The organism is Pseudomonas sp. SM4 (assembly GCF_051913165.1).
Lineage (GTDB): Bacteria > Pseudomonadota > Gammaproteobacteria > Pseudomonadales > Pseudomonadaceae > Aquipseudomonas.
Genome location: NZ_JBODOE010000004.1, coordinates 211493 through 234397 on the forward strand (window position 1 = coordinate 211493; position 22905 = coordinate 234397).

Consider the following 22905-nt stretch of genomic DNA (forward strand, 5'->3'; position numbering starts at 1 on the left):
CCAAACGCCAGCCGTTGTCCGGCAATCCAATTCAGGCAATACTGTGGGGGTTCCCGTAAGGGGCTTGTGAGACTCTGAGGATCCTGGGCAACCAGCCATCGCAGAGCCAGACAGGTAATCGGCCATGACAAGCCAACCTGTTTGTGAAAGGGCGCCCAAAGGCGCCCTTTGTCGTTTCTGGCGGTTACTGAACCTTGGCCAGATCACCCTTCAACGCAACACCGGCCATGATCGCGCCGGCGTGGCATTCGTAGGTCTGCGCGTCCTTGCGCTCGTTGCTCTTGTAGAAGCTGACGATGTTGGTCACGGCATTGGCGCCGGCGCTTTTTGCGGCCTGGTGCAGGCTGATGATGGCCGACTGTGCAACCCATTGGCAGGCTTCGGCGTCGGACTTGTTGAAGGCGTTGGTTTTCTTGTTGGTCACGGCGCCGGGGCTGATGACGCTGACTTTGCCGGCCGGGGTGTTGCCGGCCAGGTAGAACTTGACGCTGCCATCGATTTTGCCGGAACGCGTGGCTTCGGCGACGGCTTTGTCGAACGGCAGGTAAACCGCCGTGTCACGGGCCTGGCTGACGGTCGGCAGGGCGCAGAGCAGCAGGGTGGCGACAGCGAGTTTCTTGAAGTGCATGGAGGTCTCCTTGACCCGGATTAATTCGGTTGCGGCCAGCGGCGGAAAATCAACGAGGTGTTGACCCCACCAAAAGCAAAATTGTTGTTCATCACGTAGTCGTGGTGCATCTGGCGAAATTCGCCGCGCAGGTAATCGAGTTTGCCGCAGTGCGGGTCGACCTCGTCGAGGTTGAACGTGTGCACGTACTGGTCGCTGTTGAGCATTTCGATGCTGAACCACGATTCCAGCGCTCCGCAGGCACCAAGGGTGTGGCCGAGGAAGCTTTTCTGCGAGCTGATCGGCATGCGCTCGCCGAACAGGCTGCTGGTCGCCAGTGTTTCGGCAATGTCGCCCTGTTCTGTAGCGGTGCCGTGACCGTTGACGTAGCCGATCGCGTCCGCCGTCAGCCCGGCGTCTTCCAGCGCCAGCTCCATCGCGCGGCGCATGGTCACTTGCTCCGGGCGGGTGGTGTGCTGGCCGTCGGCGTTGCTGCCGAAACCGACGATCTCGGCGTGGATGTGCGCACCGCGGGCGAGGGCGTGTTCGAGCTCTTCGAGCACTAGCATGCCGCCACCTTCACCGATCACCAGACCATCGCGGCCCTTGTCGTACGGGCGCGGGCTGGTCTGCGGCGCATCGTTTTTCAGGCTGGTGGCGTACAGCGCGTCGAAGACCATGGCTTCGGTCGGGCAGAGCTCTTCGGCACCGCCGGCGAGCATCAACGGCAGGCGCCCGAACTTGATCGCCTCGTAGGCATAACCGATGCCCTGGCTGCCGCTGGTGCAGGCGCTGGACGTCGGAATCAGGCGCCCGGTGAGGCCGAAGAAGATGCTGATATTCGCAGCGGTGGTGTGCGGCATCATCCGTACGTACGAGTTGGCGTTAAGCCCCTCGGCCACCGAGTTGAGCAGCATGTTGCCGAAGGCCTTGATCTCGTCGGTGCTGCCGGTGGACGAGCCGCAGGCCACGCCCATGCGCCCGTCCTTGATCGATTCATCGCCGAGTAAACCGGCATCGGCGAGGGCTTTTTCCGCCGCGCCGACCGCCAGCCGTGACACCCGGCCCATGCTGCGCAGTTGTTTGCGCGTCCAGTGCGCCGGCACGACAAAATCATCGATCGGCCCGGCCAGGCGCGTATTGAGTTCGCTGAAGCGATCCCACTCGTCCATCCGGCGGATGCCGCTGCGGTTGGCGGCGAAATTGCCGGCGATGGTCTGCCAGTCACTGCCCAGCGAAGTGATGCCGGCCATGCCGGTGACGACGACGCGCTTCATCAGCACAAGCCTCCGTTGACCGCCAGGACCTGGCGGGTGATGTACGAGGCTTCCGCCGACATCAGGAAATTCACCGCACTGGCCACCTCTTCAGGAGTGCCCATGCGTTGCGCGGGGATCATTTTCATCAGTTCTTCCACCGGCACGTTTTCGTCGAGCATTGCGGTGTCGATCAGACCGGGCGCGACGCAGTTAACGGTGATTTTGCGCTTGCCCAGCTCGATCGCTAACGCCTTTGCCGCGCCGATCACGCCGGCCTTCGAGGCGCTGTAGTTGACCTGGCCACGGTTGCCGATCAACCCCGAGACGGAAGTGATGCAGACAATGCGACCGGCGGCGCGACGACGGATCATCGGCATCATCACCGGGTGCAGGACGTTGTAGAAACCGTCGAGGTTGGTGCGCAGCACCACGTCCCAATCGTCATCGCTCAGCGCGGGGAATGCGCCGTCGCGGGTCAGCCCGGCGTTCAACACCACGCCGTAATAGGCGCCATGGGTTTCGACGTCGGCTTCCAGAATGCTTTTGCAGGTTGCACGGTCGGCAACGTCGAATTGCAGGATGCGCGCCTGGCGCCCCAGCGCTTGGATTTCAGCCTGCACCGCTTGCGCCTCAGTCACGCCGCTGCGGCAGTGCAGGACAATGTCGTGGCCGGCTTGCGCCAGGCGCAGGGCAATGGCGCGGCCGATGCCACGGCTGGAGCCGGTGACCAGTACGGATTCAGTCATCGTTCGACTCCTTTTTTTGCACAAGATAATCAGCCGCTTCAGGCGGACGGAACACATTCAACCGGGCAGTCGCTGCGATGCCGGGGGCGTTGATATGGCATTCGAAAACGCCCATGCCGTTGTCGTCTTCCAGTGAGCGGATGCCATGAATGGTCAGCTCGCTGCCCACGGGAAACGCGGCGACGTTGCACTCGAACTTGCGTGTGCCGAGCAGGAAACCCAACTCCACCGCATTGCCTTTCTGGCGGGCGTGGCAACCGGCGAAGGCGGCGACGCTTTGCGCCATCAGCTCGACGCCGACCCAGGCCGGCAGACTGCCGTCGGGCAGGTTGAACAGGCCGTCAGGCTTGACGGTGAGCCGGGTGAAAATCTGCTCATCGTCGAAACTGAGGATCGTATCGATCAGGATCATGTCGCCGGCGTGGGGCAGCAGTTCGGCGAGCGGCCAATCAGTCATGGGGCGTCTCCGATAATCAGGCTGACGTTGTTGCCGCCGAAGGCAAACGAGTTGCTCATCAGGTAGCGGGGTGCAATGGACGACAGGCGTTGGCTCGCGGTCACCCATTTCAGTGGTGGCAGAGCGGGGTCTGCCTGGCCGTCCCAGACGTGCGGCGGCAAGGCGTGATCGATGTTGTCGGCGCTCAGGCTCAGCCAGCAGAACGCCGCTTCCAGCGCGCCGGCCGCACCGAGGGTATGACCGGTCAGCGGTTTGGTCGAGGAGCAGGCGACGCCGTCGGGGAACAGCGCGGCCACCGCCAGGCTTTCCATGGCGTCGTTGTGTTGGGTGGCCGTGCCGTGCAGGTTCAGATAGTCGATCTGATCGGCCTGCAGTCGGGCGCGGCCCAGGGCTTTTTGCATCGCTTGCAGGGCGCCGCGACCGCTCGGCTCCGGGGCGGAAATGTGATGCGCATCGGAGCTGGCGCCCGCGCCGAGCAGGGCGATGGCCGGGCCGTCGCCTTGCTGTTTGCTCATCAGAAACAGCACGGCCGCCTCGCCGATGTTGATGCCGTTGCGATTGGCCGAGAACGGATTGCAGCGCTCGTCCGATACCGCCTCCAGCGACGAGAAACCGTTGAGCGTCAGTTTGCACAAGCTGTCGACGCCGCCGCACAGCACCGCGTCGCACAGGCCCAGATCGAGCAGGCGCTGGGCGCTCATCAGTGCGCGAGCGCTGGAGGTGCACGCCGTGGAAATCACGTAGGTCGGACCGCTTAGTTGCAGCCAGTCGGCGAGGAAGTTGGCCGGGGCGCCGAGTTCCTGTTGTCGATAGTCGTACTCGGCCGGGAATTGCTGTTCGCGAATGAAATGCGCCAGGCCGCGGCTGGCTTCGTCGATCCCCGAGGTGCTGGTGCCAAGCACCACGCCGATACGTTCGCGGCCATACATGTGGATCGCCTGGTCGATGTCATCGCGAATCTGCAACGCGGCTTCGAGCAGCAGTTGATTGTTGCGACTGCTTTGCTCTGCGAGTTGCGGGGGAATCGGCGCCAGCTCACCCCGCACCGCCGCCACAGGCAATTCACGCTCCGGCACCCAGCCAGACTCGCGACGCATGCCCGAGCAGTCGCCGGCAAACAGATGGCGTGCGACTTGCGACTTGTCGCGACCCAGGGAGCAGATCACGCCGAGGGCATTCAGGTAAGCGGTCATGGCGTCGATTCACTCAGCGGAGAAACGCGATAGTGCGGGCCTTGGGGCAGGTTCAATTCGAAGCTCGACGGTTGTGCATAACGCACGTCCCAACGTGCTGGCAGGGAGCGTTGCTGACCCTGTTGCACGGCCGCAGGATAGTTGCGCAACAGCTCGCCCGACGGCGTCAGCGCGAACAGCAGCGCGGCAAACAATTCCCGGGCCTCCGGGTTCGGCGGCAGCAGACCATCGGCCTGCCATTGCCCGTCGATCAGTTGCTGACGCGCCAGGGGAATGCCCAGCGGGTCCATCATCGACCAGCGAATGCCGGGGCCTTCGCGCTGGATCACCAATAGCCAGTCCTGGCGTTGCCCGGCTTGCTCGCGCTCGATGTGCAGTTGCAGGGGCAGGGGCAATGTCGGGTTGCCTGCTGGCAATGGCGCGTGACTGGCGCAGGCACTCAATAAAAGCACCATGCAAAACACAAAAAGTCGCCACACCCTGGACCCTGTGGGAGCTGGCTTGCCAGCGATGGCGGCGGCACATCGAGCATTGGGGGTGACTGATACACCCCAATCGCTGGCAAGCCAGCTCCCCCAAGGTTCCAGGTGTGCAGGTTGACGGTGTTGCATCAGATAGCGCCCTCAAGCGGCTTGCGCGCCACGACGTTGACCAACGTCTCTTCGCGCTGCCCAAACGGCTTCGGCTTGCGCAATCCAGACCGCTCCAGCAAGCCAAAATCCTTCGACCGGCTCCACCACAGATACGGGTACGAGACGTTCTGCTCGGCAAACTCGAAACCCTGCCCGCGAATCATCTCAAGGTACTGCGCGGCACTCTTCTGCACGTGCATCGGATGGCGGAACAACCAGCGAATTACCCAGGTATCAATGTAAGCCTCGGTGGACTCGGCGAACAGCAGATAACCGCCGGGTTTGAGTACGCGATAAAACTCGGCCAGCGCTTGTTCCTGCTCGACCAGATGATGAAAGGTCTGGTGACAGAACAGCAGGTCAACGCTGGCGTCCGCGACATTGAGTGTCGCGCAATCGCTGCCGATCAGTTCGACGTCCAGGCCCTGACGCGCCGCTTCTTCGCCGCTCAGTACAAGGCTGTGTGGATCGGCGTCAACGCCGATCAGGCGTTGCGGGGCAAAGGTCTGGCGCAGATGAGCGAACGACTTGCCCTGACCGCAACCGGCGTCGAGCAGCACCGGATGCTCCGGCAGCGCTTCGCTGAACAGCCCGCGCAAGTCATTGATCGCCACGCGCAAGACATGGTGCTGCCAGGTATGGCTGCGCAGGAACCAGAAGCCGAAACGGGTTTCCTCGACGTAGCTGTCGCTCAAGTAATTCATGTGGCGTCCTTTGCACAGAGTTCGGAAATCATCTTCAAGCGACGGCGCGCTTCGCTGACAAACGGGTTGCGCTCATCCCAGGCGTAACCGGCGAGGATCGAGCAGATCATCCGGCGAATCTCGGCCTGGCTGTCCTCGTAGAAAATCACGTCCTGAAAGGTGCCCGCGTACCAGCCTTCGACGTAGCAGCGGAACGTGTCGACGCCGCGCTTCAGCGGCTCGGCGAACTCGCTCTGCCAATCGACCGTTTCGCCTTGCAACTGCCGATGCAGTACCGCCGCCGCCATGCTCGCCGAACGCATGGCGATGGTCACACCGGAGGAGAACACCGGGTCGAGGAATTCCGCGGCGTTGCCCAGCAGTGCGAAACCCGGGCCGTGCAAGGTTTTGACGTTGGCTGCGTAGCCGCCGAGGGTGCGCGCCGGGGTGTCCCACACGGCGTTGTTCAGCACGCCGGCGAGGCTTGGGGTTTCGGCAATGAAGCTGCGCAGGCAGGCGTCGAGGTCGGCATCGCGACCGGCGAAATGCTCGGCGGCAGCGACCACGCCTACCGAGCAGCGACCGTTGCTGAACGGGATCGTCCAGAACCAGATATCGCGATGCTCCGGATGGGTGGTGACGAGGATTTTTTCGCGGTCGAACGCCGGGTGGTCGATGTGATCTTCGACGTGGGTGAACACCGCTTGGCGCACCGGGAAGTTCGACGGTGCTTCCAGATCGAGCAGGCGCGACAGCACGCGACCGTAACCGCTGGCATCCAACACGAAATCCGCTTCAACGCGGTATTCGCTACCGTCTTCGCGGCGCACGTCGAGGCGCGGTTTTGTCCGGTCGAAATCGACGCTGACGATGGCATCGCCATAACGAATCTCGGCGCCTTGCAGGGCGGCTTGATCCGCCAGCAGCTTGTCGAAATCGGCGCGCTGCACCTGGAAGGTACTCGGCTTGCCTTCGCTGAAGGTGTCGCTGAAATCGAACGCACTGTAGCGCTCGCCCCAGGCGAACGCAGCACCGGTCTTGCGCTGGAAACCGGCGGCATTGACGGCCTCGAGCATGCCGGCCTCCTCGACGAAATCCAGGCAATGGCTGAGCAAGCTTTCACCAATGGAAAAGCGCGGAAAGTGTTGGCGTTCAATCACCAGCACATCGTGGCCCTTGCGCTTGAGCAATGCCGCGGCAATGGCGCCGGAGGGGCCGGCGCCGATGATCACGACCTGACGGGATTCCATTTCAACGATTGGCACGCGAGCTCCGGGGCAAATGATGTTCAAGGTTAAGCGGGGCGCGATGCAGGCCGATCACGGCCGGCAACAGCGTTGCGATCAGACCCATCAGCATCAGCGCGAAATACAGCGCCGGGGTGATGAGTTGTTGTTGCAGCAATAAATTCAGAAAGACGATTTCGCTCAGGCCACGGATGTTCAGCAGCACGCTTTCGCGCCAGCGGCTGGCGCCCTCGAACGAGGCGCCGGCCCAACCGAGGCCGAGCCAGTTGCCGAGCAGTTTACTGGCGATCGGCAACAGCAGCAGCGCCGCCCATTGCAGTGCGCCGAGGCTGGCGAGGGCGCTGTGCACATCGATCTGGACGATGCCGAAAGTGAGGATCAGCGGGATCGCGATCCACGTCTGCAAACGGCTCATCCAGCGCGCCGGCAACGGCAGCACCAGCGGCACTTTCAGTGCGGCCATGCACAGCAGATAGCCAACGCCGAAGATCAACGCATTGAGCTTGTAATGCTCGGCCATCACCAGCAGGGCGAAAAAACCGAGGCTGTAGGTCAGCGGCCGGCGCACCCCGACCACACGCAGCAACAGCGGCACGCACGCGAGCCCCAGCGGCAGCAACAGACTACTCAGGTGCAAACTGCCCTGAGCGAGGCCGAACACGGTCCAGCAGGTCAGGTCGATCAGGATCGCTGTCTGCACCAGCCGTCGCGTGGCGGCGGGCGGATAGTCGATATGGCGCAGATACAGGTACAGCACCGGGATCGCGGTAATCGCGAACACCAGGCCGATCGCCAGCGAGTTGAGCCACGGTTGCGCCGGCAACAGCCAGGCCGCTACGGCGACACCGCAGGCAAACGGCACGGCGAAGCTCGGCAGCGCGATTTTCACGCTCTGGCGATCCAGGCGCAGGTCAATCACGTCACTGAGGATATGCCCGAGCAGCACGGCAAAACTCAGGCTGTAGAGGTTTTTCAGCCAGTCTGGCGCGATCAGGGCAGCGCCGCTGAGCTGCCAGCCCGGCTCGATCCAGAAATACATCAACAGCGGCAGGCCGAAGCTTGCCAGCAGCAACTGGCTGACAATCGGGATCAGACCGAAGTGGCGACCGACACGGGTGGCCACGGCAAACAACGCCAAGGCCAGTAACCAGAACGCAACGACCATCATGTTGCCGACTCGGTGGCGCTGACGGCGTGTGGCTGGCGTCCGGCCCACGGCGCGAGCATGAAGCTGAAGGCCAGGCCGAGGCTGACCGACAAGCCGAAGTTGCTCACCGCCGGCGTGCTCGAAACCGCCAGCAAACCAAACGACAACCATGTCGTCAGCGCTGCCAGCAAGGTGCCCAGCAGACTGACCGCCGCGCCGCCGACCTGTTCGCGCATGAGGATGGCGTAATCGACGCTGATCGCCGTCACCAGCAGCAGGCCGAACAGGCTGAACAGGGTCAGCGGCTGGCCGAGCCAGCCGAGGCTGGCCAGGCTGCACAGCGCCGCAAGCAGAGGCAGCGCGACGATGCGCAACGCGCCACCGAGGCCGAACGGCAGGATCAACACCAGCACGATCAGCACGCAGGAGGCGAGTTTCAGTTCGGCAGCGCTGATCTGTGTCGCGGCGAAGACTTCATTCAGTTCGCCGAGCCGATCGACCAGCATCACCCCCGGCAAGTCCAGCGCCTGCACCCGCAGCAAGGCCGGGTTGTTCAAGCCTTGCAGGCTGGTCATCGCCGCCACGCCGTCTTCGGTCGCGCCGAGCCAGAGGGTGCGATAAGGCTCGCCGAGCGGCCCGGCCAGTGCGGCGTCGATGTCTTCGGCGGGCACCGTCTGCAACTGTTGCAGCTCGGTTTGCAGCGCCGCGAGCGGCACGCCGAGGTCGAGCAGCGGTTGCCAGTATTGCGGCAGTTTGTTCAGCGCGGCGCGCACTTGCTCCTGTTGGCTCGGCGGGCTGACCAGTTGATCGAGGGCCAGATAACCCTGCAACTTGTCGAGGTTGACCAACTGTTCCAGACGCTCGCTCAGCGCAGCCTGACGCTCCAGCAGTTGTTGCTGGTTGGCCGCGCGCACGAGGAAGAACTGGCTGGTCGGCTGATAGCCGGTAATCCGCGCGATGGTCTGTGCTTCATCGGTCAGGTGCTGCGGTGCACCGACCCATTGGCGGATGTCGTTTTTGCTTTGCAACTGCACCAGACCGCCGGCGCAGAAGGCGATCAACAACGCCAGCAGCACCGGCGTACGCACATGTTCGAGAAGTTTTTCGCGCAGCGTCACCAGGCGTTCGGCCAGGCGCAGCGGCCATTGCGCCGGGCGCAGTTCGAGATTGTTCAGCAGTGCCGGCAGCAGGCACACCGCCGACAGGTAGGCGCCGAGCAGCCCGGCAGCGGAGAACACGGCAATCTGCGTCAGTGCCGGGAACGGCGTCCAGGCCAGCGCCAGGTAGCCGATGGCGCTGGTGATCAGGCTCAGCGTCAGGCCCACCCAGGTCAGGCGCAGCGCCGGCCAGCTGCGCCAGGGTTTCAGGCTCCAGCTCTTCGACAGATAGTGCAGCGGGTAATCCACCGCCACGCCGATCAGGCTTGAGCCGAGTACCAGCGTCATCACATGCATGTGCCCGAACAACGCCACGCAAGCGACTGCGCCGAACAACATGCCGACCAACACCGGCACGAAGGCCAGCAGCACGCGCCAACGGCGGAAGGCGAGCAACAGCAGCAACAGAATGCCGACGGTGGCGCCGCCGCCGACCCAGGTCATCTCGCGAGTCGCTTGTTGCTGACCATTGGCGGCGTACAGCAGGCCACTGGCAGCGAGCAGTTGCACGTCGGCTTTGGCCGCCTGTTCACGGCTGTGCTGGAGCAGAGCCGCCACTTGCAACGGCAGGTTCATGTCGAAGGCATTGCCGGTGGTGCGTGCTCGCAGCAACACCCAGCTCTTGCCATCGGCGTCGGCGATCAACGCGCCGCTGCCGATGTCCAGTTGCACCGCGCCGTGTTTCGGCTGGCTGTTCTGGATACGCCCGGTGAGGCCCAGCCAATCGTCCTGACTCGGCACCAGGCTAAAGCCGTTGAACGGGTCGAACAACGCTTGTACGCGCTGCTGAATGAAGACGTCGGGGTGTTCGACCAGCAATTGCCGATCATCCGCCGAGAGCATCGCCAATCGCCCTTGCAGCAATTGCGTGCGCAGCGCGGGGAGATCCGCTTGCAGGTTCCACTGGACTTTTTCGAACAGGCCGCTGGCTTGCCATTGCTCGCCCAGCGTCTGCGCCATGGCCACTGCTTGCTGGCGATCGGCATGGCCGACCAGCACCAGCATTTCGCGATTGAGCGGCTCCTGCATGCGCTGTTCGGCGCGCAGTTCAAGGGCGTCAGGATTGGTGCCGGGCACCAGCTCCATCAGGTTCGCCGACAGCGGCGCGCCGTCGCGCCACTGCCAACCGGCCAGCGCCACAACTGCCAGCAGCAGGATCAGAAACAGCCAGGGCAGCCTGCGTTCACTCGGCAAAGTCATGTTGCTCCGTGTCGCTCAATGGTTGCCCGGCGGTGCTGTCCTGCATGCGCAGCACGGTGCTGTCGCCCTGGGTTTCCAGCAGTTCGATGGTTTGCACCAGCGCGCCGCCTTCGATGTTGATCTGCTTGAACACTTGCTTGAGCAGCAGCGAGCGCGGGGTCAGCGTGAGTTTCCACTGCTGCGCGTCGCCGCTCAGGGCCAGTTCGAAGTCGCGTTGCAGGCCGCTGCTGTCGCCTTGCAGCACGGCAAGGAACAAGCGGTTCTGCTCGGCCCCGGCGCTCTTGTTCGGCAACATTTGCCAGCCGTTGTCGTCGCGGCGGGCGATGCCGTTGGCGCTGATGCGGTAATCCTGCTGCAGCGGAGTTTTCAGCAGCCAGAGCAGGCCGTGATTTTTCGCGAGGACAAAGCTGCCCTTGCTGATCAACGGTTGCGGCAGGGCGCGCAGGTGTTTTTCCTGGATGAACTGGCCGTGGATTACGTCCGGTTTCGCCAGTTGCTCGCTGAGTTGTTGCAGGTCAAAGGCGTTGGCCAGCGCCGACATCGTCAGCAGCGCCAATACGCTCAAACTTTTAACAAAAACATTCATCGCAGCATCCTTTCCACGGCATCGGTGAAGACTTTCGGCGAGGCCAGCTGCATTTCGCGGCTGCTCACGTCGACGGCGACCTGCACAGAGCTGGCACGGGTCAGGCGCTCACCCGTTTCCAGGTCGGTGATCAGGTAATTGATCTTCAGACGGTTTTCCCACTCGACCAGATTGGCGCGCACATTCAGCCGTTGACCGAACACCGCGCCGCGCACATAGCGCAGTTGCAGGTCGATGACCGGCCAGGCGAACCCGGACTCGACCATGTGCGTGTAGTTGTGGCCGATCTTGTCCAGCAGCGCACAGCGCGCGACTTCGAGGTATTTGACGTAATGGCCGTGCCAGACCACGTGCATGGTGTCGACGTCAAAAAACGGCACGAGGATTTCGGTGTCGGCGTGCAGTACTCCGGCGCTACGCATGCAGCCTCCAGTGTTGCGCGGCGATGCGTTGCAGGCACAGGCGCAGTTCGCCTTCCAGTGCGCGGTCTTCAATGACCGGCGGGAAGTCTTTTCCGAGTTCTTCGTGCATCGCTGCCAGCGATGGTGGCAGCGGACGGGCGTCTTCGACCTGCGCGCGAAGCCATACACCTTGGTTAGCGGCGAGCAGGGTGGCGGCGGCGACCTGTTCGGTCAGTTCCAGCACACGGATTGCATCGCGGGCGGCGATGGTGCCCATGCTCACCTTGTCCTGGTTGTGGCACTCGGTGGAGCGCGAGAACACGCTGGCCGGCATGGTGTTTTTCAGCGCTTCGGCGGTCCAGGCGCTGGTGCCGATCTGCACGGCTTTGAAGCCGTGGTTGATCATTGCGCGATCCGCTGGCGCGCCGGACAAGTTACTCGGCAGACCGTGGTTGTAGCGCTCGTCGACCAGCAAAGCGAGCTGGCGATCCAACAGGTCGGCGACGTTGGCCACGAGGTTTTTCAGACTGTCCATGGCGAACGCGATATGCCCGCCGTAGAAGTGCCCGCCGTGCAAAACGCGCTCGGCTTCGGCGTCGATGATCGGGTTGTCGTTGGCGCTGTTCAGTTCGATTTCGATGAACGAACGCAGCCAGTTCAGGCTGTCGGCCAACACACCGAGTACGTGCGGGGCGCAGCGCAGCGAGTAGCGATCCTGCAAGCGATGCAGTGGCGCGGTCGGTGCGTCGATCGCCAGATCCTTGCGCAGCCACGCGGCAACCTGCATTTGTCCCGGATGCGGTTTGGCGGCGAACAGACGTTCGTCGAAGTGCTCCGGATTGCCTTGCAGCGCGACGACATTGAGCGCGGTGATGCGCGTGGCCAGTTGCAGCAGGTAATCGGCGCGGGCGAACGCCAGACAAGCGAGGCCAGTCATCACGGCGGTGCCGTTCATCAGTGCCAGCGCTTCTTTCGGACGCAGCACCAGCGGCGTCCAACCGAGTTCACGATGCACATCGGCAGCCTGGCGGCGTTCGCCGCGGAACATTACTTCACGCTCGCCCGAGAGGGTGGCGGCGACGTAGGACAGCGGCGTCAGATCGCCGCTGGCGCCGACCGAACCTTCTTCAGGAATCAGCGGCAGAATGTCGTATTCGAGGAATGCGTGCAGACGCTCGAGCAATTCCACGCGCACCCCGGACACGCCGTGGCACAACGACTGCAAACGCGCCGCCAACACCGCGCGGGTTGCTTGCGCGTCGAGCAGTTTGCCGAGGCCGCAACCGTGGAACGTGTAGAGATGACGCGGCAACGCTTCGACGTGATGCAGCGGCACCGCGACCACGCAGGAATCGCCGTAACCGGTGGTCACGCCGTAGATCACGCCTTCCTTGTCCAGTAGCGAATCGAGGAATCGCGCGCCTTTGGCGATGCGCTCGCGATAGTCGGCGTCACTCTGCAACTGCACGGGCGCCTGACGGTTGGCCAGGGCCAGCACGTCTTCGATGCGCAATGGGCGTTCGCCGAAGGTTACCGGCTCATGGGTTGGCGTCGTCATCGGTCTTCCAGAAAGGGTAAAAGTTGAACCATTGTTGCGGCGCTTCGAGGCAATAGTGACTCAGGCGCTGCGCATAGCGGGTGGCCCACTGATGAATGACCTGCTCGCGCTCGCTGCGCTTCCACACGATGGTGTCGGCAAAGGGTTCGAGGGTCAGGCGATAGTGGCCGTCCGGCTGTTTCAGGCACAGCAACAGATTGACCGGGCATTTCAGCAGACCGGCGAGCAACCACGGACCTTGCGGGAATGGTGCCGGGTGGCCGAGAAAGTCCACGGTGACACTGCGTCCGCCGTGCAGCGGCACGCGATCGCCGGCAATCGCCAGCCACTCGCCGCGCTCCAGCCGTTCGTGCAGTTGCAGCATGATCACCGGGTCGAGCTCACTGACCTGAATCAGGCGCAGGTTGGTCGCTCCGGCTTCGCCGAGCAGGCGGTTGAATTGTTCAGCGTGCTTGGTGTGCACCAGCACGTTCATCGTGACCTTTTCGCCGATCTCCGCCAGCGCGCGGCAGACTTCGAGGTTGCCCAGGTGCGCGCCGACCAGCAGTTGCCCGCGACTGCCACGCAACTGATTGCGCAGCAGTGCCGGGTCGATGATTTCGATCTGTTCGATGCGCAGCTTGCCGTTCCACACGTCGAGCTTGTCGAGCATCGAATCGGCGAAGGCCATGAACTGGGCGAACACCCGCCAATGGCTCGGGCGCAATGCTTCGCGCTGGCTCCATGCGGCCAGCCGGCGCTGGTACTGCCAGGCGCTGCGGCGCGCCGTGCGGCCGAACAGGAAAAAGTACAGAACGATGCCGTACAGCAACGGACTGAGCAGACGGCGGCCGAGGACTTTGGCGGCGAACGCGGTGAACTTCATCAGCAGAAAGCTGCCGCGCTCTTCGCGGTCGGCCCAGTGCTTCTTGTCGGTTTCGCCGGTCATGCTCGCCACCGTCGCCAGAGGATCACCGGAAAGCGCAGCAGCATGCCGAAGAACAAGCGCGTGTGCATGCTCGAAATCAGCGCGTTGTCGTGGAACAGCCGGAAGTGCGACACGCCGTCCAGCGGGTAATGCACGCTGGTCTGCAACCAGCGCATCGGCTGATTGCGCCACGCCAGGCGCACGAGAATGTCCGAGTCGAAATCCATGCGCTTGCCGACTTTCGCGGTGTCGATCAGCGCCAGTGTCGGCGCCAACGGGTACACGCGAAAGCCACACATCGAGTCGCGGATCTGCAGCGACAGCGTGTTGATCCACACCATCACGTGGGTCAGATAGCGCGCGTACAAACGGCCTTTCGGCACGCTCTCGTCGAACAACGGATAGCCGCAGATCATCGCGTCGGGGTGAGCTCGGGATTCTTCGACGAAACGGGCGACGTCGTGCAGGTCGTGTTGACCGTCGGCGTCGACCTGCAACGCATGGCTGAACCCCAACAACGAGGCCTCACGCAGCCCGGTCATCACCGCGCCGCCCTTGCCCTGGTTGGCAGCAAGACGCACCAGATGCACATTGTCGCGTTCGGCCAGAGCATCGAGTACACGCGCACAGGATGGCGTGCTCGCATCGTCGACCAGAATGCACGGCAGACCCTGCGCGAGCAGAGCATCGACCACCGTACCGATCGCGGTTTCGTGGTTATAAACCGGAATCACCGCGCAAGGGTTATGCATAACAGTTCTCCTGTGGAAAACCGCGATCCCTGTAGCAGTGAGCCTGCTCGCGATTGAGTGCGCAGCACTCACCAAGGTCAATCATGCTCTACATCCAAAAGAATCCGCCCGCTGGAGCATGTCGCCGTGTCATTGCGATAAGCGAAATACAACTTGCTGCGCTCCGGATCAAAGCGCAGATGCAGCTGGATTTCATCCCCTGGCCGCACCAGTTGCTGGAATTTCAGCACTTCCATCCCGGCAAACGCGCCACCCAGATTCAGCAATTGCCGCCCAAGATTGAGCGCCCATTCCACCTGCACCACGCCTGGCAGCACCGGGGCCTCGGGGAAGTGGCCGCTAAAGTAGGCCAGATCCGGGGGCACACTCAGTTGCAGGCTCCACTCGCCTTCGCTTTCGATTTGCTCGAGGACTTGCGGCGCTTTCGGGCGCGGGGCCAGCAGCAACGCCTCGACCTCGGCCTGCGGCAGTTTGCCTTGGCTGTTCAGCGGCAATTGCCGCACCAGACGCCAGCGTCGTGGCAGGGCCAGCGCTTCACAGTGTTGGCTCAAATGCTTGCGCAGGCCTTCAGTCAGGCTGCGCCGGCCGTGTTCACGCAAGGCAAACAGGCCTGATTCGCTGAGAACCAGCAGTGCACCCAGCGATGCACGATTTTCCTGCACCACGCCCAGCCGCGCTTCGGCGACCCAGGCGTGGGCGACCAGGGCTTGCTCAAGCATTGGCAGGGAGATGCGTTTTTCTTCCAGTTTGACGATCCGGTCCAGACGTCCGAGCAGCTCGAAACGACCGTCGGCGGCGATGCGCGCGGCATCGGCGGTGTGTTCGATGTGGCCGGCAGGTAGATAAGGCGACGCAATCAGCAGTGCACCGTCGGCGTCCTGACTGAGTTCAACACCGGCGAACGGCTGCCACAGTTGTTCGCCCTGACGCCAGGCGATACCGCCGGTTTCCGAACTGCCGAGAATCTCCGTCGGCCATTGTTGCAGGCGTTGCTGCAGGCTCTGCGCGGCTTCTGCCGGCAGCGCGCCGCCGGAGGAAAACACCCGGCGCACGGGGCTCAGCGCGGGCCAGTCGAGGTTGTCGCCCATGCGCTTGAGCAGCGCCGGGCTGGCGACCCAGGCGAAGGCCGGATGTTCACGGCTGGCGCGCTGCATGTCTTCGGGGAATGCCAGTTGCTTGCGCACGAACGGCCGTCCGGCGCACAGCGGCCACAACACGCGAAACAGCAGACCGTAGATGTGCTGGGTGGCGACGCTGCCGATAATGCAGGCTTCACCGAGATCCGCACCCCAGAGTTGTTCCAGCGCCTCGACCTCGTTAGCCAACTGGCGCAGGGTCTTGTCGATACGCTTGGGTTCACCGCTGGAGCCGGAGGTACACAGGCTCAGCTGACATTGATCGAGATTCAGTTGCGCAGCGGGCAATGCTGGCTGCTGGAAGTCGTTCAGTTGCGCGTCTTCGGCTTGATCAGTCAGCCAGAGATCGACTTCACTCGACCAGCGCTGGCGGGTCTGCGGTTGCAAATCAGACGGCAATAACACGCTAACGCCTGCGCGCCACGCGCCCAACAGGGCAATGGCCAGATCAGCGGCGTCTTCCAGGTGTACGGCCAAACGCTTCACGCCCTGCGCTTGCAGGCCGGCGGCAACGCTCAGCGCCTGAGCGTGCAGTTGCGCGTGATCGAGTGCCGGCGCAGCGCAGATCGCCCGCGCCGGCAGGGCCTTGAGCAACAACTGCTCAAGTTTTATCCAGTTCATGTACGGCCTCTTACCCGTTGTCGTATCAGCCATTCAATGGCAAACATCAGGCCGATCAATCCGTAGGAGATCAGGCCGGTGTACAACATCCACCAATTCAGCGGCGCCCACAGGGTCAGGAGGGCGGCGCACAAACCGTTGCAGAAGAAAAACACGCTCCAGGCCACCGTGACCTTTCGCGTATAGCGAATCGCAATGTCCGGCAGCTCCGGCTCGCGCAGGCGCGCCAAGCGCTCGACCATCGGCGGGCCGTATTTCAGGCTCAGGCTGAACAGCGCCAGCATGAAGCCGCTGATCAATACCGGGTACCAGCGCAGCAACAGCGGACTGTCGAACAGCGCCAACAACACGCAGAAGACAATCGCCACACAGGCCATCCACAAGCTGCCGGGTTTGCGCTCGCCGGTCAGCGCTCGCGCCAGCCACAGGCCGCCCAGCAGCAAGCCGAACTGCCACGGGGCAAAGTGCTCCATGCCGAAATACACCGCGAAGGGGTAAAGCAGACCGGCCAGCAGCAGGCCGAGGCCGATCAATCGACTCATGCGGCGGGTTGAACCAGACGGTAGACCGCCTCGACCACGTCACCGACGGTACGCACCGATTTGAATTCTTCGGCGGCGATTTTCTTGCCGGTCTGGCGTTTGATGTGGTCGATCAGATCGACCGCGTCGATGCTGTCGATTTCCAGATCCTGATACAGGTTGGACTCCAGACTCACACGGGCCGGATCCAGTTCGAACAGCTCGACCAGGGCATCGCGCAGGGTGTTGAAAATGTCGTCACGAGTTTGCATGGTCCGGTCTCAAGCTGCCTGTTTGGCCGTGACGAACGCCGCAAGGCTGGCCACGTTGGTGAAATGGTTGCGGGTGTCTTTGGCGTCGGCGTCGATCTTGATGCCGTACTTTTTCTGGATCGCCAGACCCAGTTCCAGCGCGTCGACGGAATCCAGGCCCAGGCCTTCGCCGAACAGCGTCTGGTCGTCGCCGATGTCGTCGGCGCTGATGTCTTCAAGGCCGAGGGCGTCGATGATCAGCAGTTTGATTTCACGGTGTAGTTCGCTCATCTTCGGCGAGCTCCTTGATGAAGTAGGTATGCAAATAGTCATTGAGCTTGCGCGATGCCTGCGGTGCAGGCCCCTGCGCAGCGAAAGTCTGTGGGTCTATATCGGCCCCGACACGAAAACTGAAGTGCACGCGGCGATGAGGGATCCGATACCAGGGTTCGGCTTTGGTCAGGGTGGTCGGGCTGACCTTGATGATCACCGGCGTGAGGATTTTCGCACCGCGCAAGGCAATCGCCGCGGCGCCCCGATGAAAGGCCGGTGCCTGTCCCGGCTGAGTACGCGTGCCCTCGGGAAAAATGATCAGGGTCTGGCCGTTTTGCAGGGACTCGGCGGCAGCGTCGAGCATGTCCATGCTGCCGTCGTTACTGATGTATTCGGTGCTGCGCAGCGGGCCGCGGGTGAAGGGGTTTTCCCACAGGCTTTTCTTAACCACGCAATTGGCCTGGCGCACCAGGCCGATGAGAAACACCACGTCGATCAGCGACGGGTGGTTGGCAATGATCATCTGTCCCGGACGGCCAAGGCGTTCGGCGCCTTGAATGTCGTAAGTCAGCACGCCTGTTCGGGCCATGAACCGGACAAAAAACCAGAACAGCCGACTGACCATCTGCCGCGCGCGCCGGCGGTGAGCCAAGGCATCGCCGGGCAGGCAGCCGAGGATCGGGAACACCACGAGGCGCAGGCACAGCCCGCCGAGCCCGAACAGGGCGAAGCTTGCGGCGGTGGCCAGCAACCGCCAGTAATAGGCGTCGCGGTTTTTCTCGGTCACGGGCTGCGTTGCCAGGTCCATAGACGATTTTTCCAGGCATGTTGGCAAAGGGTTTGCTGACCGAGCAGGGTTCGCAGCAGATTGAGTGCGTGGGGCCAGTGCGTTTTGGACAGTGCTTCAGTAGTGCTGTTCAGGGTCAGCCGCCAGTCGGTACCGGGGGTGAGCAACAGACCGAGCGCGTAGGGAAACGGCACGTCATCGATCCACTGCGAATAGGCCTCGGGCGGTTGTTCTTCGGTGATCACCAGCAGCACCGCCGGCGCGCCTTCATTGAGCAGCGCCGCCGCTTCGAGCATGCCGTGTTCAAGGCCGTCGCCCGCGGCGGCGAGGGCGGTCATTTCGCTGGTTTCGCCGCGCATGATCGACCACAGGCCAATGATCGCGTTATGCACCGACAGGCTGAACTGAGTTGGAGACAGTGGCTGATGGGTCGCCAGATCGCTGAGGATCTCGTAGGTGCGCGGGGTTTCTCCATGACGGGAGACGAATACCAGCGGCAGGTTGTCCCGTCCGTCGGCGAGCGGCCAGCCCACGCTGAAAGCCATGCGTGCCAGGCGACTGAGACGGCGGCGTTGCATGGCCGGCAAAAACGACACATCGGGCGCGGCATCACTGCGCTGGAGCACCACCGGCTGTCGGCTCCAGGCCTGCCAGGCGTCCACGCTGTCGAGCCCGGGAGCCCACGCGCGCCATTGGGCGATGTTGAAGTTGATCACGGACATTCATCCCGCCCCTGCGGGCATTTGTTGACGCGTTGAATCGCCGGAGCCGCAGCAGGCTTGACGTGGCGCTGGGCGCCGGGTGGCGCGCATTATCCCGGTGCGGGCAGTGTGTAGCAAATGCTGGTTACATATTGCCCAACGAAATGTACCGATTGGTTCGCGAAAAAACTGTCACTTGGCCATTATCCAGATTATCAGCGGCCTGTCTGTCGGCCATCTCGGCGATCAAAGGCAGTTTTTACGCCGTCAGTCTGTGGATATTTGCACCTGACCCTGTAGTCCATGTCCGTGAAGGTAGCGAAGCGAGGTCGCGCGCATCTACACTCGGTCATTCTTTGATACACGGAGGTTTTGTCATGCGGCGCGTGGTGTTCAATCAGAAAGGTGGTGTAGGCAAATCCAGCATTGCCTGCAATCTGGCGGCGGTCAGCGCGAGCGAGGGGTATCGCACGCTGTTGGTGGATCTCGATGCCCAGGCCAACTCCACTCAGTATCTGACCGGGCTCACCGGCGACGACATCCCGATGGGCATTGCCGACTTCTTCAAGCAGACGCTGTCCTCGGGGCCGTTCTCGAAGAAGAACCAGGCGGATATCTACGAAACCCCGTTCGACAACCTCCATATCATCACCGCCACCGCCGAACTGGCCGACTTGCAGCCCAAGCTTGAGGCCAAGCACAAGATCAACAAGCTGCGTAAGTTGCTCGATGAGTTGGCCGAAGATTACGACCGGATTTACCTGGATACGCCGCCGGCGCTGAATTTTTACGCGGTATCAGCGCTGATTGCTGCTGATCGAGTGCTGATTCCCTTCGATTGCGACAGCTTTTCGCGTCAGGCGCTATACGGTTTGATGGCTGAAATCGAGGAACTGAAAGATGACCACAACGAAGGCCTGGAAGTCGAAGGCATCGTGGTCAACCAGTTCCAGGCCCGCGCCAGCCTGCCGCAACAGATTCTCGACGAGCTGATTGCCGAAGGATTGCCGGTGCTGCCGGTGTACCTGACCAGTTCGGTGCGCATGCGCGAGTCGCACCAAGCCAGCACGCCGCTGATCCACCTCGATCCGCGCCACAAGCTGACCCAGCAATTCGTCGAATTGCACAACCTGCTCGAAGACCATTGATTCCCTGAGCAACGCAGATCCCCTGTAGGAGTGAGCCTGCTCGCGATAGCGGTGTGTCAGTCACATAGATGTTGGCTGGACGAACGCCATCGCGAGCAGGCTCACTCCTACAATTGGATTTGTGGTGGGTCAGATGCCCTGGCTACGCAGCCACGCCATCAATTGCGGCAGCGGGAATGCACCACTCTGCCGCGCCACCTCGCGGCCGTTCTTGAACAGAATCAGACTCGGAATCGAGCGAATCCCCAACTGCGCCGACAACTGCTGATTCGCCTCGCTGTCGAGCTTGGCCAACCGACACTTGCCTGCCAACTGTGCCGCCGCCTGCTCGAACACCGGCGCAAACGACTTGCACGGCCCGCACCAATCCGCCCAGACATCCACCAACAACGGCAGATCGCCCTCGATCTGACTGGCGTAATCGCCTTGCTTGAGTTCGAAAGGCTTGCTCAGCAGGACTGCGGATTTGCAGCGTCCGCACTTGGGTTGATCGGCGAGGCGCTCGGCGGGGATGCGGTTGAGGCCGTTGCAGGAGGGGCAGGGGATGAGGAGTGGGGTGGTCATGATTGGTTCTCTGATAGGCAGTCTATAGAACTGATTTGGAGTCGATCTGCCAACTTATCAATGTCGCAACTGCTCACATTTTTCTCAAAACCGTTCCGGGATCGATGGCTAGTCTGAAGACCAATTCGGCGTTTTACGCTTGTCGTGAGGAGATCGCTTTGTCTTTATCTGCGTGCTACTTTTGTTGCATTAATCCAGGAATCGATGATTCCCATGCATCAAATCGGAGCGCCATAATGTCCGTAACTTCCAAGATACGCCGCCAAGGCGGCGCTGCCGTCATTACGATTCCGCCCACGCTTTTAAAGTTGTTGCATCTGGAGGTTGGCGCACAGCTAGAGCTGAATGTGGTCGATGGCGAACTGATTGCTCGTCCAGCCGTAGCCGCTACGCGTAAGCGTTATAGTTTGTCCGAGCTACTCGAAGGCGCGGAAGAATTGCAGAAACTTAACGCCCAGACTAGCGAGACTCTTGAAGGTGATTCTGTCGGCCGGGAGCTGGGTTGATGGTGCGCCGACAGCCCCCTCAGCGGGGTGACGTTTACTGGATTGATCCAAACCCAGTGGCGGGGCGGGAGATGATGAACAGACATCGCTTTGTGGTGATTACGCCCAGAGAGATCAACGCATTGGGCGTGAGCATGACGGTGCCTGTTACTAGCGGTGGGAATTTCAGCCGGAATATGGGTTTGGCGGTGGCCATTACTGGCCACGAAACCAATGGTGTAGCGGTGTGTAATCAGGTTCGCAGTTTTGACATAGAACAGCGGGTGCGAGACGGCACGGCCAAATTCATCGAGCGACTGGATGACGTGACAATGTCTGACATCGTCGACCGTGTAATCAGCGCAATCGACCCGCTAAGCTGAAGCGCCTACGAAGAACAACTGATCTCCAAATGCTTGCCCCATTCCGGCGGCCGCTCCGCATAACTCTCCATGCCCGGCTGCTCCTCAAACGGGTTGCTCAGCACCGCATGCAGTCGGCGTACCTCGGCGTAATCCCCTTGTTCCGCCGCATCAATAGCCTTTTGCGCCAGATAATTGCGCAGGATGTACAGCGGATTCACCGCGTGCATCCGCGTTCGGCGCTGCTCTTGATCGGCGTCGCCATCGCGGGCAGCACGGACGATGTAGCGCTCGCCCCAAGCATCAAAACCCTTGATGTCGACGAAATCGTCACGCAAGCGGGCGACTGCCTGCTGAGGTGAGTCTTCGCCAAGTCGGCGGAAAAACAGCGTGTAGTCGACGCCGCTGTTTTGCATCAGTTGCAGCAAGTCTTCCAGTAGCTTCTGGTCATCGTCTTCAGCCGTGATGAAACCAAAGCGTCGGCGCATCAGGTCCAGGTAGTGCGCCTGAAACAGCGGCAGATACAAACCCAGCGTCTCGCGCAGGGCTTCGACACTGATAAACGGCGTCAATGCCTGCGCGAGCGCGCTGAGGTTCCATTGGCCGACCGGCACCTGATTGCTGAACGAATAACGGCCCTGATCATCGGAATGGTTGCAGATGAAGTTGGCGTCGAAATCATCGAGGAAGGCGAACGGGCCGAAGTCGAAGGTGATGCCGAGGATCGACATGTTGTCGGTGTTCATCACGCCGTGGCAGAAGCCGTAGGCCTGCCACTTGGCGATCAGTTCGGCGTTGCGCTCAACGATCTCGCGGAACATCGCCAGATACGGTTCCGGCTGCTCAAGGCATTCAGGGAAATGCATGGCCAGCACGTGCTCGCCGAATTCTTTCTGTTGTTCGGGGCGCTTGGTGTAGTAGAAATATTCGAAGTGGCCGAAGCGGATGTGGCTCGGCGCCAGACGCAGCACCATCGCCGCGCGTTCCTGCTTTTCGCGCCAGACCGGGGTGTCGGAGCCGATCACGCAGGCTGCCCGCGAGGACGGAATGTTCAGCGCGTACAAGGCTTCGGAAGCGAGGAACTCGCGGATCGATGAGCGCAGCACCGCACGACCGTCGCCCATGCGCGAAAACGGTGTCTGCCCGGCGCCCTTGAGGTGCAAGTCCCAGTGCTCGCCGGCTGCGTTGTAGACCTCGCCCAGCAGCAAACCGCGACCATCACCCAATTGCGGCGTGTAGCCGCCGAATTGATGCCCGGAATAGACCATCGCGCGCGGCTCGGCATCGGCCCACAGTTTGTGGCCGCCAAACAGTTCGGCAAATTCCTGTGTTTCAGCGGTCGCCGGATCGAGATCCAGCAAGGCCAGGGCTGCCGGGCTGGCGACGACCAGGCGCGGATTGTCGATCGGCTCGGGCAGCACGTGGGCGGAGAACGCGTCGCCGAGGCGGGCGAAGCGATTGTCGAAGGTCAGTTCGTCGAGGGCTTTCAAGGGCCGGCTCCAGCAGAATGTCCGAGCATTCTGC

General features: G+C 62.2%; 26 protein-coding genes. 3 read left to right on the forward strand and 23 right to left on the reverse strand.

All coding sequences use genetic code 11. The annotated features are described in order from the left end of the window. Positions 1 to 184: 184 nt before the first annotated feature. The 21 genes from ACQ4MY_RS09330 to ACQ4MY_RS09430 form a co-directional block, all read right to left on the reverse strand. Positions 185 to 628 (reverse strand): hypothetical protein, encoded by a 444-nt coding sequence (locus ACQ4MY_RS09330; RefSeq protein WP_008077235.1) that lies wholly within the window; start codon positions 626 to 628, stop codon positions 185 to 187. A gap of 20 nt (positions 629 to 648) precedes the next feature. Next, the gene (locus ACQ4MY_RS09335; RefSeq protein WP_008077234.1) at positions 649 to 1884 is read right to left on the reverse strand and encodes a beta-ketoacyl-ACP synthase; all 1236 of its coding nucleotides are present in this window, start codon (positions 1882 to 1884) and stop codon (positions 649 to 651) included. After that, positions 1884 to 2612, reverse strand: coding sequence for a 3-oxoacyl-ACP reductase FabG (fabG, locus tag ACQ4MY_RS09340; RefSeq protein ID WP_008077232.1), 729 nt, complete (start codon positions 2610 to 2612; stop codon positions 1884 to 1886). The genes ACQ4MY_RS09335 and fabG overlap by 1 nt, the downstream gene beginning before the upstream one ends. Continuing rightward, positions 2605 to 3069 carry a hotdog family protein gene (locus ACQ4MY_RS09345; RefSeq protein WP_158829919.1) on the reverse strand — a complete coding sequence of 155 codons (465 nt, stop codon included), beginning with the start codon at positions 3067 to 3069 and terminating at the stop codon, positions 2605 to 2607. The genes fabG and ACQ4MY_RS09345 overlap by 8 nt, the downstream gene beginning before the upstream one ends. Then, on the reverse strand, positions 3066 to 4262 hold the full coding sequence (locus ACQ4MY_RS09350) for a beta-ketoacyl-[acyl-carrier-protein] synthase family protein (protein ID WP_440094856.1): 1197 nt from the start codon (positions 4260 to 4262) through the stop codon (positions 3066 to 3068). Before ACQ4MY_RS09350 ends, ACQ4MY_RS09345 begins: the two co-directional genes overlap by 4 nt. Further along, a complete protein-coding gene (locus ACQ4MY_RS09355; protein ID WP_440094857.1) occupies positions 4259 to 4717 on the reverse strand; it encodes a hypothetical protein in 459 nt (152 codons plus the stop codon). The genes ACQ4MY_RS09350 and ACQ4MY_RS09355 overlap by 4 nt, the downstream gene beginning before the upstream one ends. Before the next feature lie 155 nt (positions 4718 to 4872). Continuing rightward, the gene (locus ACQ4MY_RS09360; protein WP_008077224.1) at positions 4873 to 5598 is read right to left on the reverse strand and encodes a class I SAM-dependent methyltransferase; all 726 of its coding nucleotides are present in this window, start codon (positions 5596 to 5598) and stop codon (positions 4873 to 4875) included. After that, positions 5595 to 6842, reverse strand: a complete 1248-nt coding sequence (locus tag ACQ4MY_RS09365) for an NAD(P)/FAD-dependent oxidoreductase (RefSeq protein ID WP_440094858.1) — start codon at positions 6840 to 6842, stop codon at positions 5595 to 5597. The genes ACQ4MY_RS09360 and ACQ4MY_RS09365 overlap by 4 nt, the downstream gene beginning before the upstream one ends. Beyond that, entirely contained in the window at positions 6829 to 7992 is a 1164-nt protein-coding gene (locus ACQ4MY_RS09370; protein WP_158829929.1) for a sodium:proton antiporter, read from the reverse strand. The genes ACQ4MY_RS09365 and ACQ4MY_RS09370 overlap by 14 nt, the downstream gene beginning before the upstream one ends. Next, a complete protein-coding gene (locus ACQ4MY_RS09375; protein ID WP_440094859.1) occupies positions 7989 to 10328 on the reverse strand; it encodes an MMPL family transporter in 2340 nt (779 codons plus the stop codon). Before ACQ4MY_RS09375 ends, ACQ4MY_RS09370 begins: the two co-directional genes overlap by 4 nt. After that, positions 10312 to 10914, reverse strand: coding sequence for an outer membrane lipoprotein carrier protein LolA (locus ACQ4MY_RS09380; RefSeq protein ID WP_440094860.1), 603 nt, complete (start codon positions 10912 to 10914; stop codon positions 10312 to 10314). The genes ACQ4MY_RS09375 and ACQ4MY_RS09380 overlap by 17 nt, the downstream gene beginning before the upstream one ends. After that, positions 10911 to 11336 carry an acyl-CoA thioesterase gene (locus ACQ4MY_RS09385; RefSeq protein ID WP_440094861.1) on the reverse strand — a complete coding sequence of 142 codons (426 nt, stop codon included), beginning with the start codon at positions 11334 to 11336 and terminating at the stop codon, positions 10911 to 10913. Before ACQ4MY_RS09385 ends, ACQ4MY_RS09380 begins: the two co-directional genes overlap by 4 nt. After that, on the reverse strand, positions 11329 to 12873 hold the full coding sequence (locus tag ACQ4MY_RS09390; protein ID WP_440094862.1) for an HAL/PAL/TAL family ammonia-lyase: 1545 nt from the start codon (positions 12871 to 12873) through the stop codon (positions 11329 to 11331). The genes ACQ4MY_RS09385 and ACQ4MY_RS09390 overlap by 8 nt, the downstream gene beginning before the upstream one ends. Then, a complete protein-coding gene (locus tag ACQ4MY_RS09395; protein WP_440094863.1) occupies positions 12854 to 13801 on the reverse strand; it encodes an LpxL/LpxP family acyltransferase in 948 nt (315 codons plus the stop codon). The genes ACQ4MY_RS09390 and ACQ4MY_RS09395 overlap by 20 nt, the downstream gene beginning before the upstream one ends. Continuing rightward, positions 13798 to 14532, reverse strand: a complete 735-nt coding sequence (locus tag ACQ4MY_RS09400; protein ID WP_008077609.1) for a glycosyltransferase family 2 protein — start codon at positions 14530 to 14532, stop codon at positions 13798 to 13800. Before ACQ4MY_RS09400 ends, ACQ4MY_RS09395 begins: the two co-directional genes overlap by 4 nt. Before the next feature lie 77 nt (positions 14533 to 14609). Next, positions 14610 to 16289, reverse strand: a complete 1680-nt coding sequence (locus tag ACQ4MY_RS09405) for an AMP-binding protein (protein ID WP_440094864.1) — start codon at positions 16287 to 16289, stop codon at positions 14610 to 14612. Continuing rightward, entirely contained in the window at positions 16286 to 16831 is a 546-nt protein-coding gene (locus tag ACQ4MY_RS09410) for a hypothetical protein (RefSeq protein WP_158829938.1), read from the reverse strand. The genes ACQ4MY_RS09405 and ACQ4MY_RS09410 overlap by 4 nt, the downstream gene beginning before the upstream one ends. Next, positions 16828 to 17082 (reverse strand): acyl carrier protein, encoded by a 255-nt coding sequence (locus ACQ4MY_RS09415; protein ID WP_007909503.1) that lies wholly within the window; start codon positions 17080 to 17082, stop codon positions 16828 to 16830. The genes ACQ4MY_RS09410 and ACQ4MY_RS09415 overlap by 4 nt, the downstream gene beginning before the upstream one ends. Before the next feature lie 9 nt (positions 17083 to 17091). Next, positions 17092 to 17352, reverse strand: a complete 261-nt coding sequence (locus tag ACQ4MY_RS09420; RefSeq protein WP_008077600.1) for a phosphopantetheine-binding protein — start codon at positions 17350 to 17352, stop codon at positions 17092 to 17094. Further along, a complete protein-coding gene (locus tag ACQ4MY_RS09425; protein ID WP_008077599.1) occupies positions 17333 to 18142 on the reverse strand; it encodes a lysophospholipid acyltransferase family protein in 810 nt (269 codons plus the stop codon). The genes ACQ4MY_RS09420 and ACQ4MY_RS09425 overlap by 20 nt, the downstream gene beginning before the upstream one ends. After that, positions 18118 to 18843: a beta-ketoacyl synthase chain length factor gene (locus ACQ4MY_RS09430; protein ID WP_008077597.1), complete on the reverse strand. Its 726-nt coding sequence runs from the start codon at positions 18841 to 18843 to the stop codon at positions 18118 to 18120. The genes ACQ4MY_RS09425 and ACQ4MY_RS09430 overlap by 25 nt, the downstream gene beginning before the upstream one ends. A 356-nt stretch (positions 18844 to 19199) precedes the next feature. Here ACQ4MY_RS09430 and ACQ4MY_RS09435 point away from each other — a divergent pair, with 356 nt between their 5' ends. After that, positions 19200 to 19970 (forward strand): ParA family protein, encoded by a 771-nt coding sequence (locus ACQ4MY_RS09435; protein ID WP_008077595.1) that lies wholly within the window; start codon positions 19200 to 19202, stop codon positions 19968 to 19970. Positions 19971 to 20099: 129 nt separating this feature from the next. Here the strand turns inward: ACQ4MY_RS09435 and trxC are convergent, their stop codons facing one another. After that, on the reverse strand, positions 20100 to 20534 hold the full coding sequence (gene trxC / locus ACQ4MY_RS09440) for a thioredoxin TrxC (RefSeq protein WP_440094865.1): 435 nt from the start codon (positions 20532 to 20534) through the stop codon (positions 20100 to 20102). A 236-nt stretch (positions 20535 to 20770) separates the two neighbouring features. Between trxC and ACQ4MY_RS09445 the strand changes: the two genes are divergently transcribed. Beyond that, positions 20771 to 21040 carry an AbrB/MazE/SpoVT family DNA-binding domain-containing protein gene (locus ACQ4MY_RS09445; RefSeq protein ID WP_008077592.1) on the forward strand — a complete coding sequence of 90 codons (270 nt, stop codon included), beginning with the start codon at positions 20771 to 20773 and terminating at the stop codon, positions 21038 to 21040. After that, entirely contained in the window at positions 21040 to 21402 is a 363-nt protein-coding gene (locus ACQ4MY_RS09450; RefSeq protein WP_041477600.1) for a type II toxin-antitoxin system PemK/MazF family toxin, read from the forward strand. Before ACQ4MY_RS09445 ends, ACQ4MY_RS09450 begins: the two co-directional genes overlap by 1 nt. A gap of 5 nt (positions 21403 to 21407) precedes the next feature. Here ACQ4MY_RS09450 and selO read toward each other — a convergent pair whose 3' ends face one another. After that, positions 21408 to 22871 carry a protein adenylyltransferase SelO gene (selO, locus tag ACQ4MY_RS09455; protein WP_440094866.1) on the reverse strand — a complete coding sequence of 488 codons (1464 nt, stop codon included), beginning with the start codon at positions 22869 to 22871 and terminating at the stop codon, positions 21408 to 21410. Positions 22872 to 22905 lie beyond the last annotated feature (34 nt).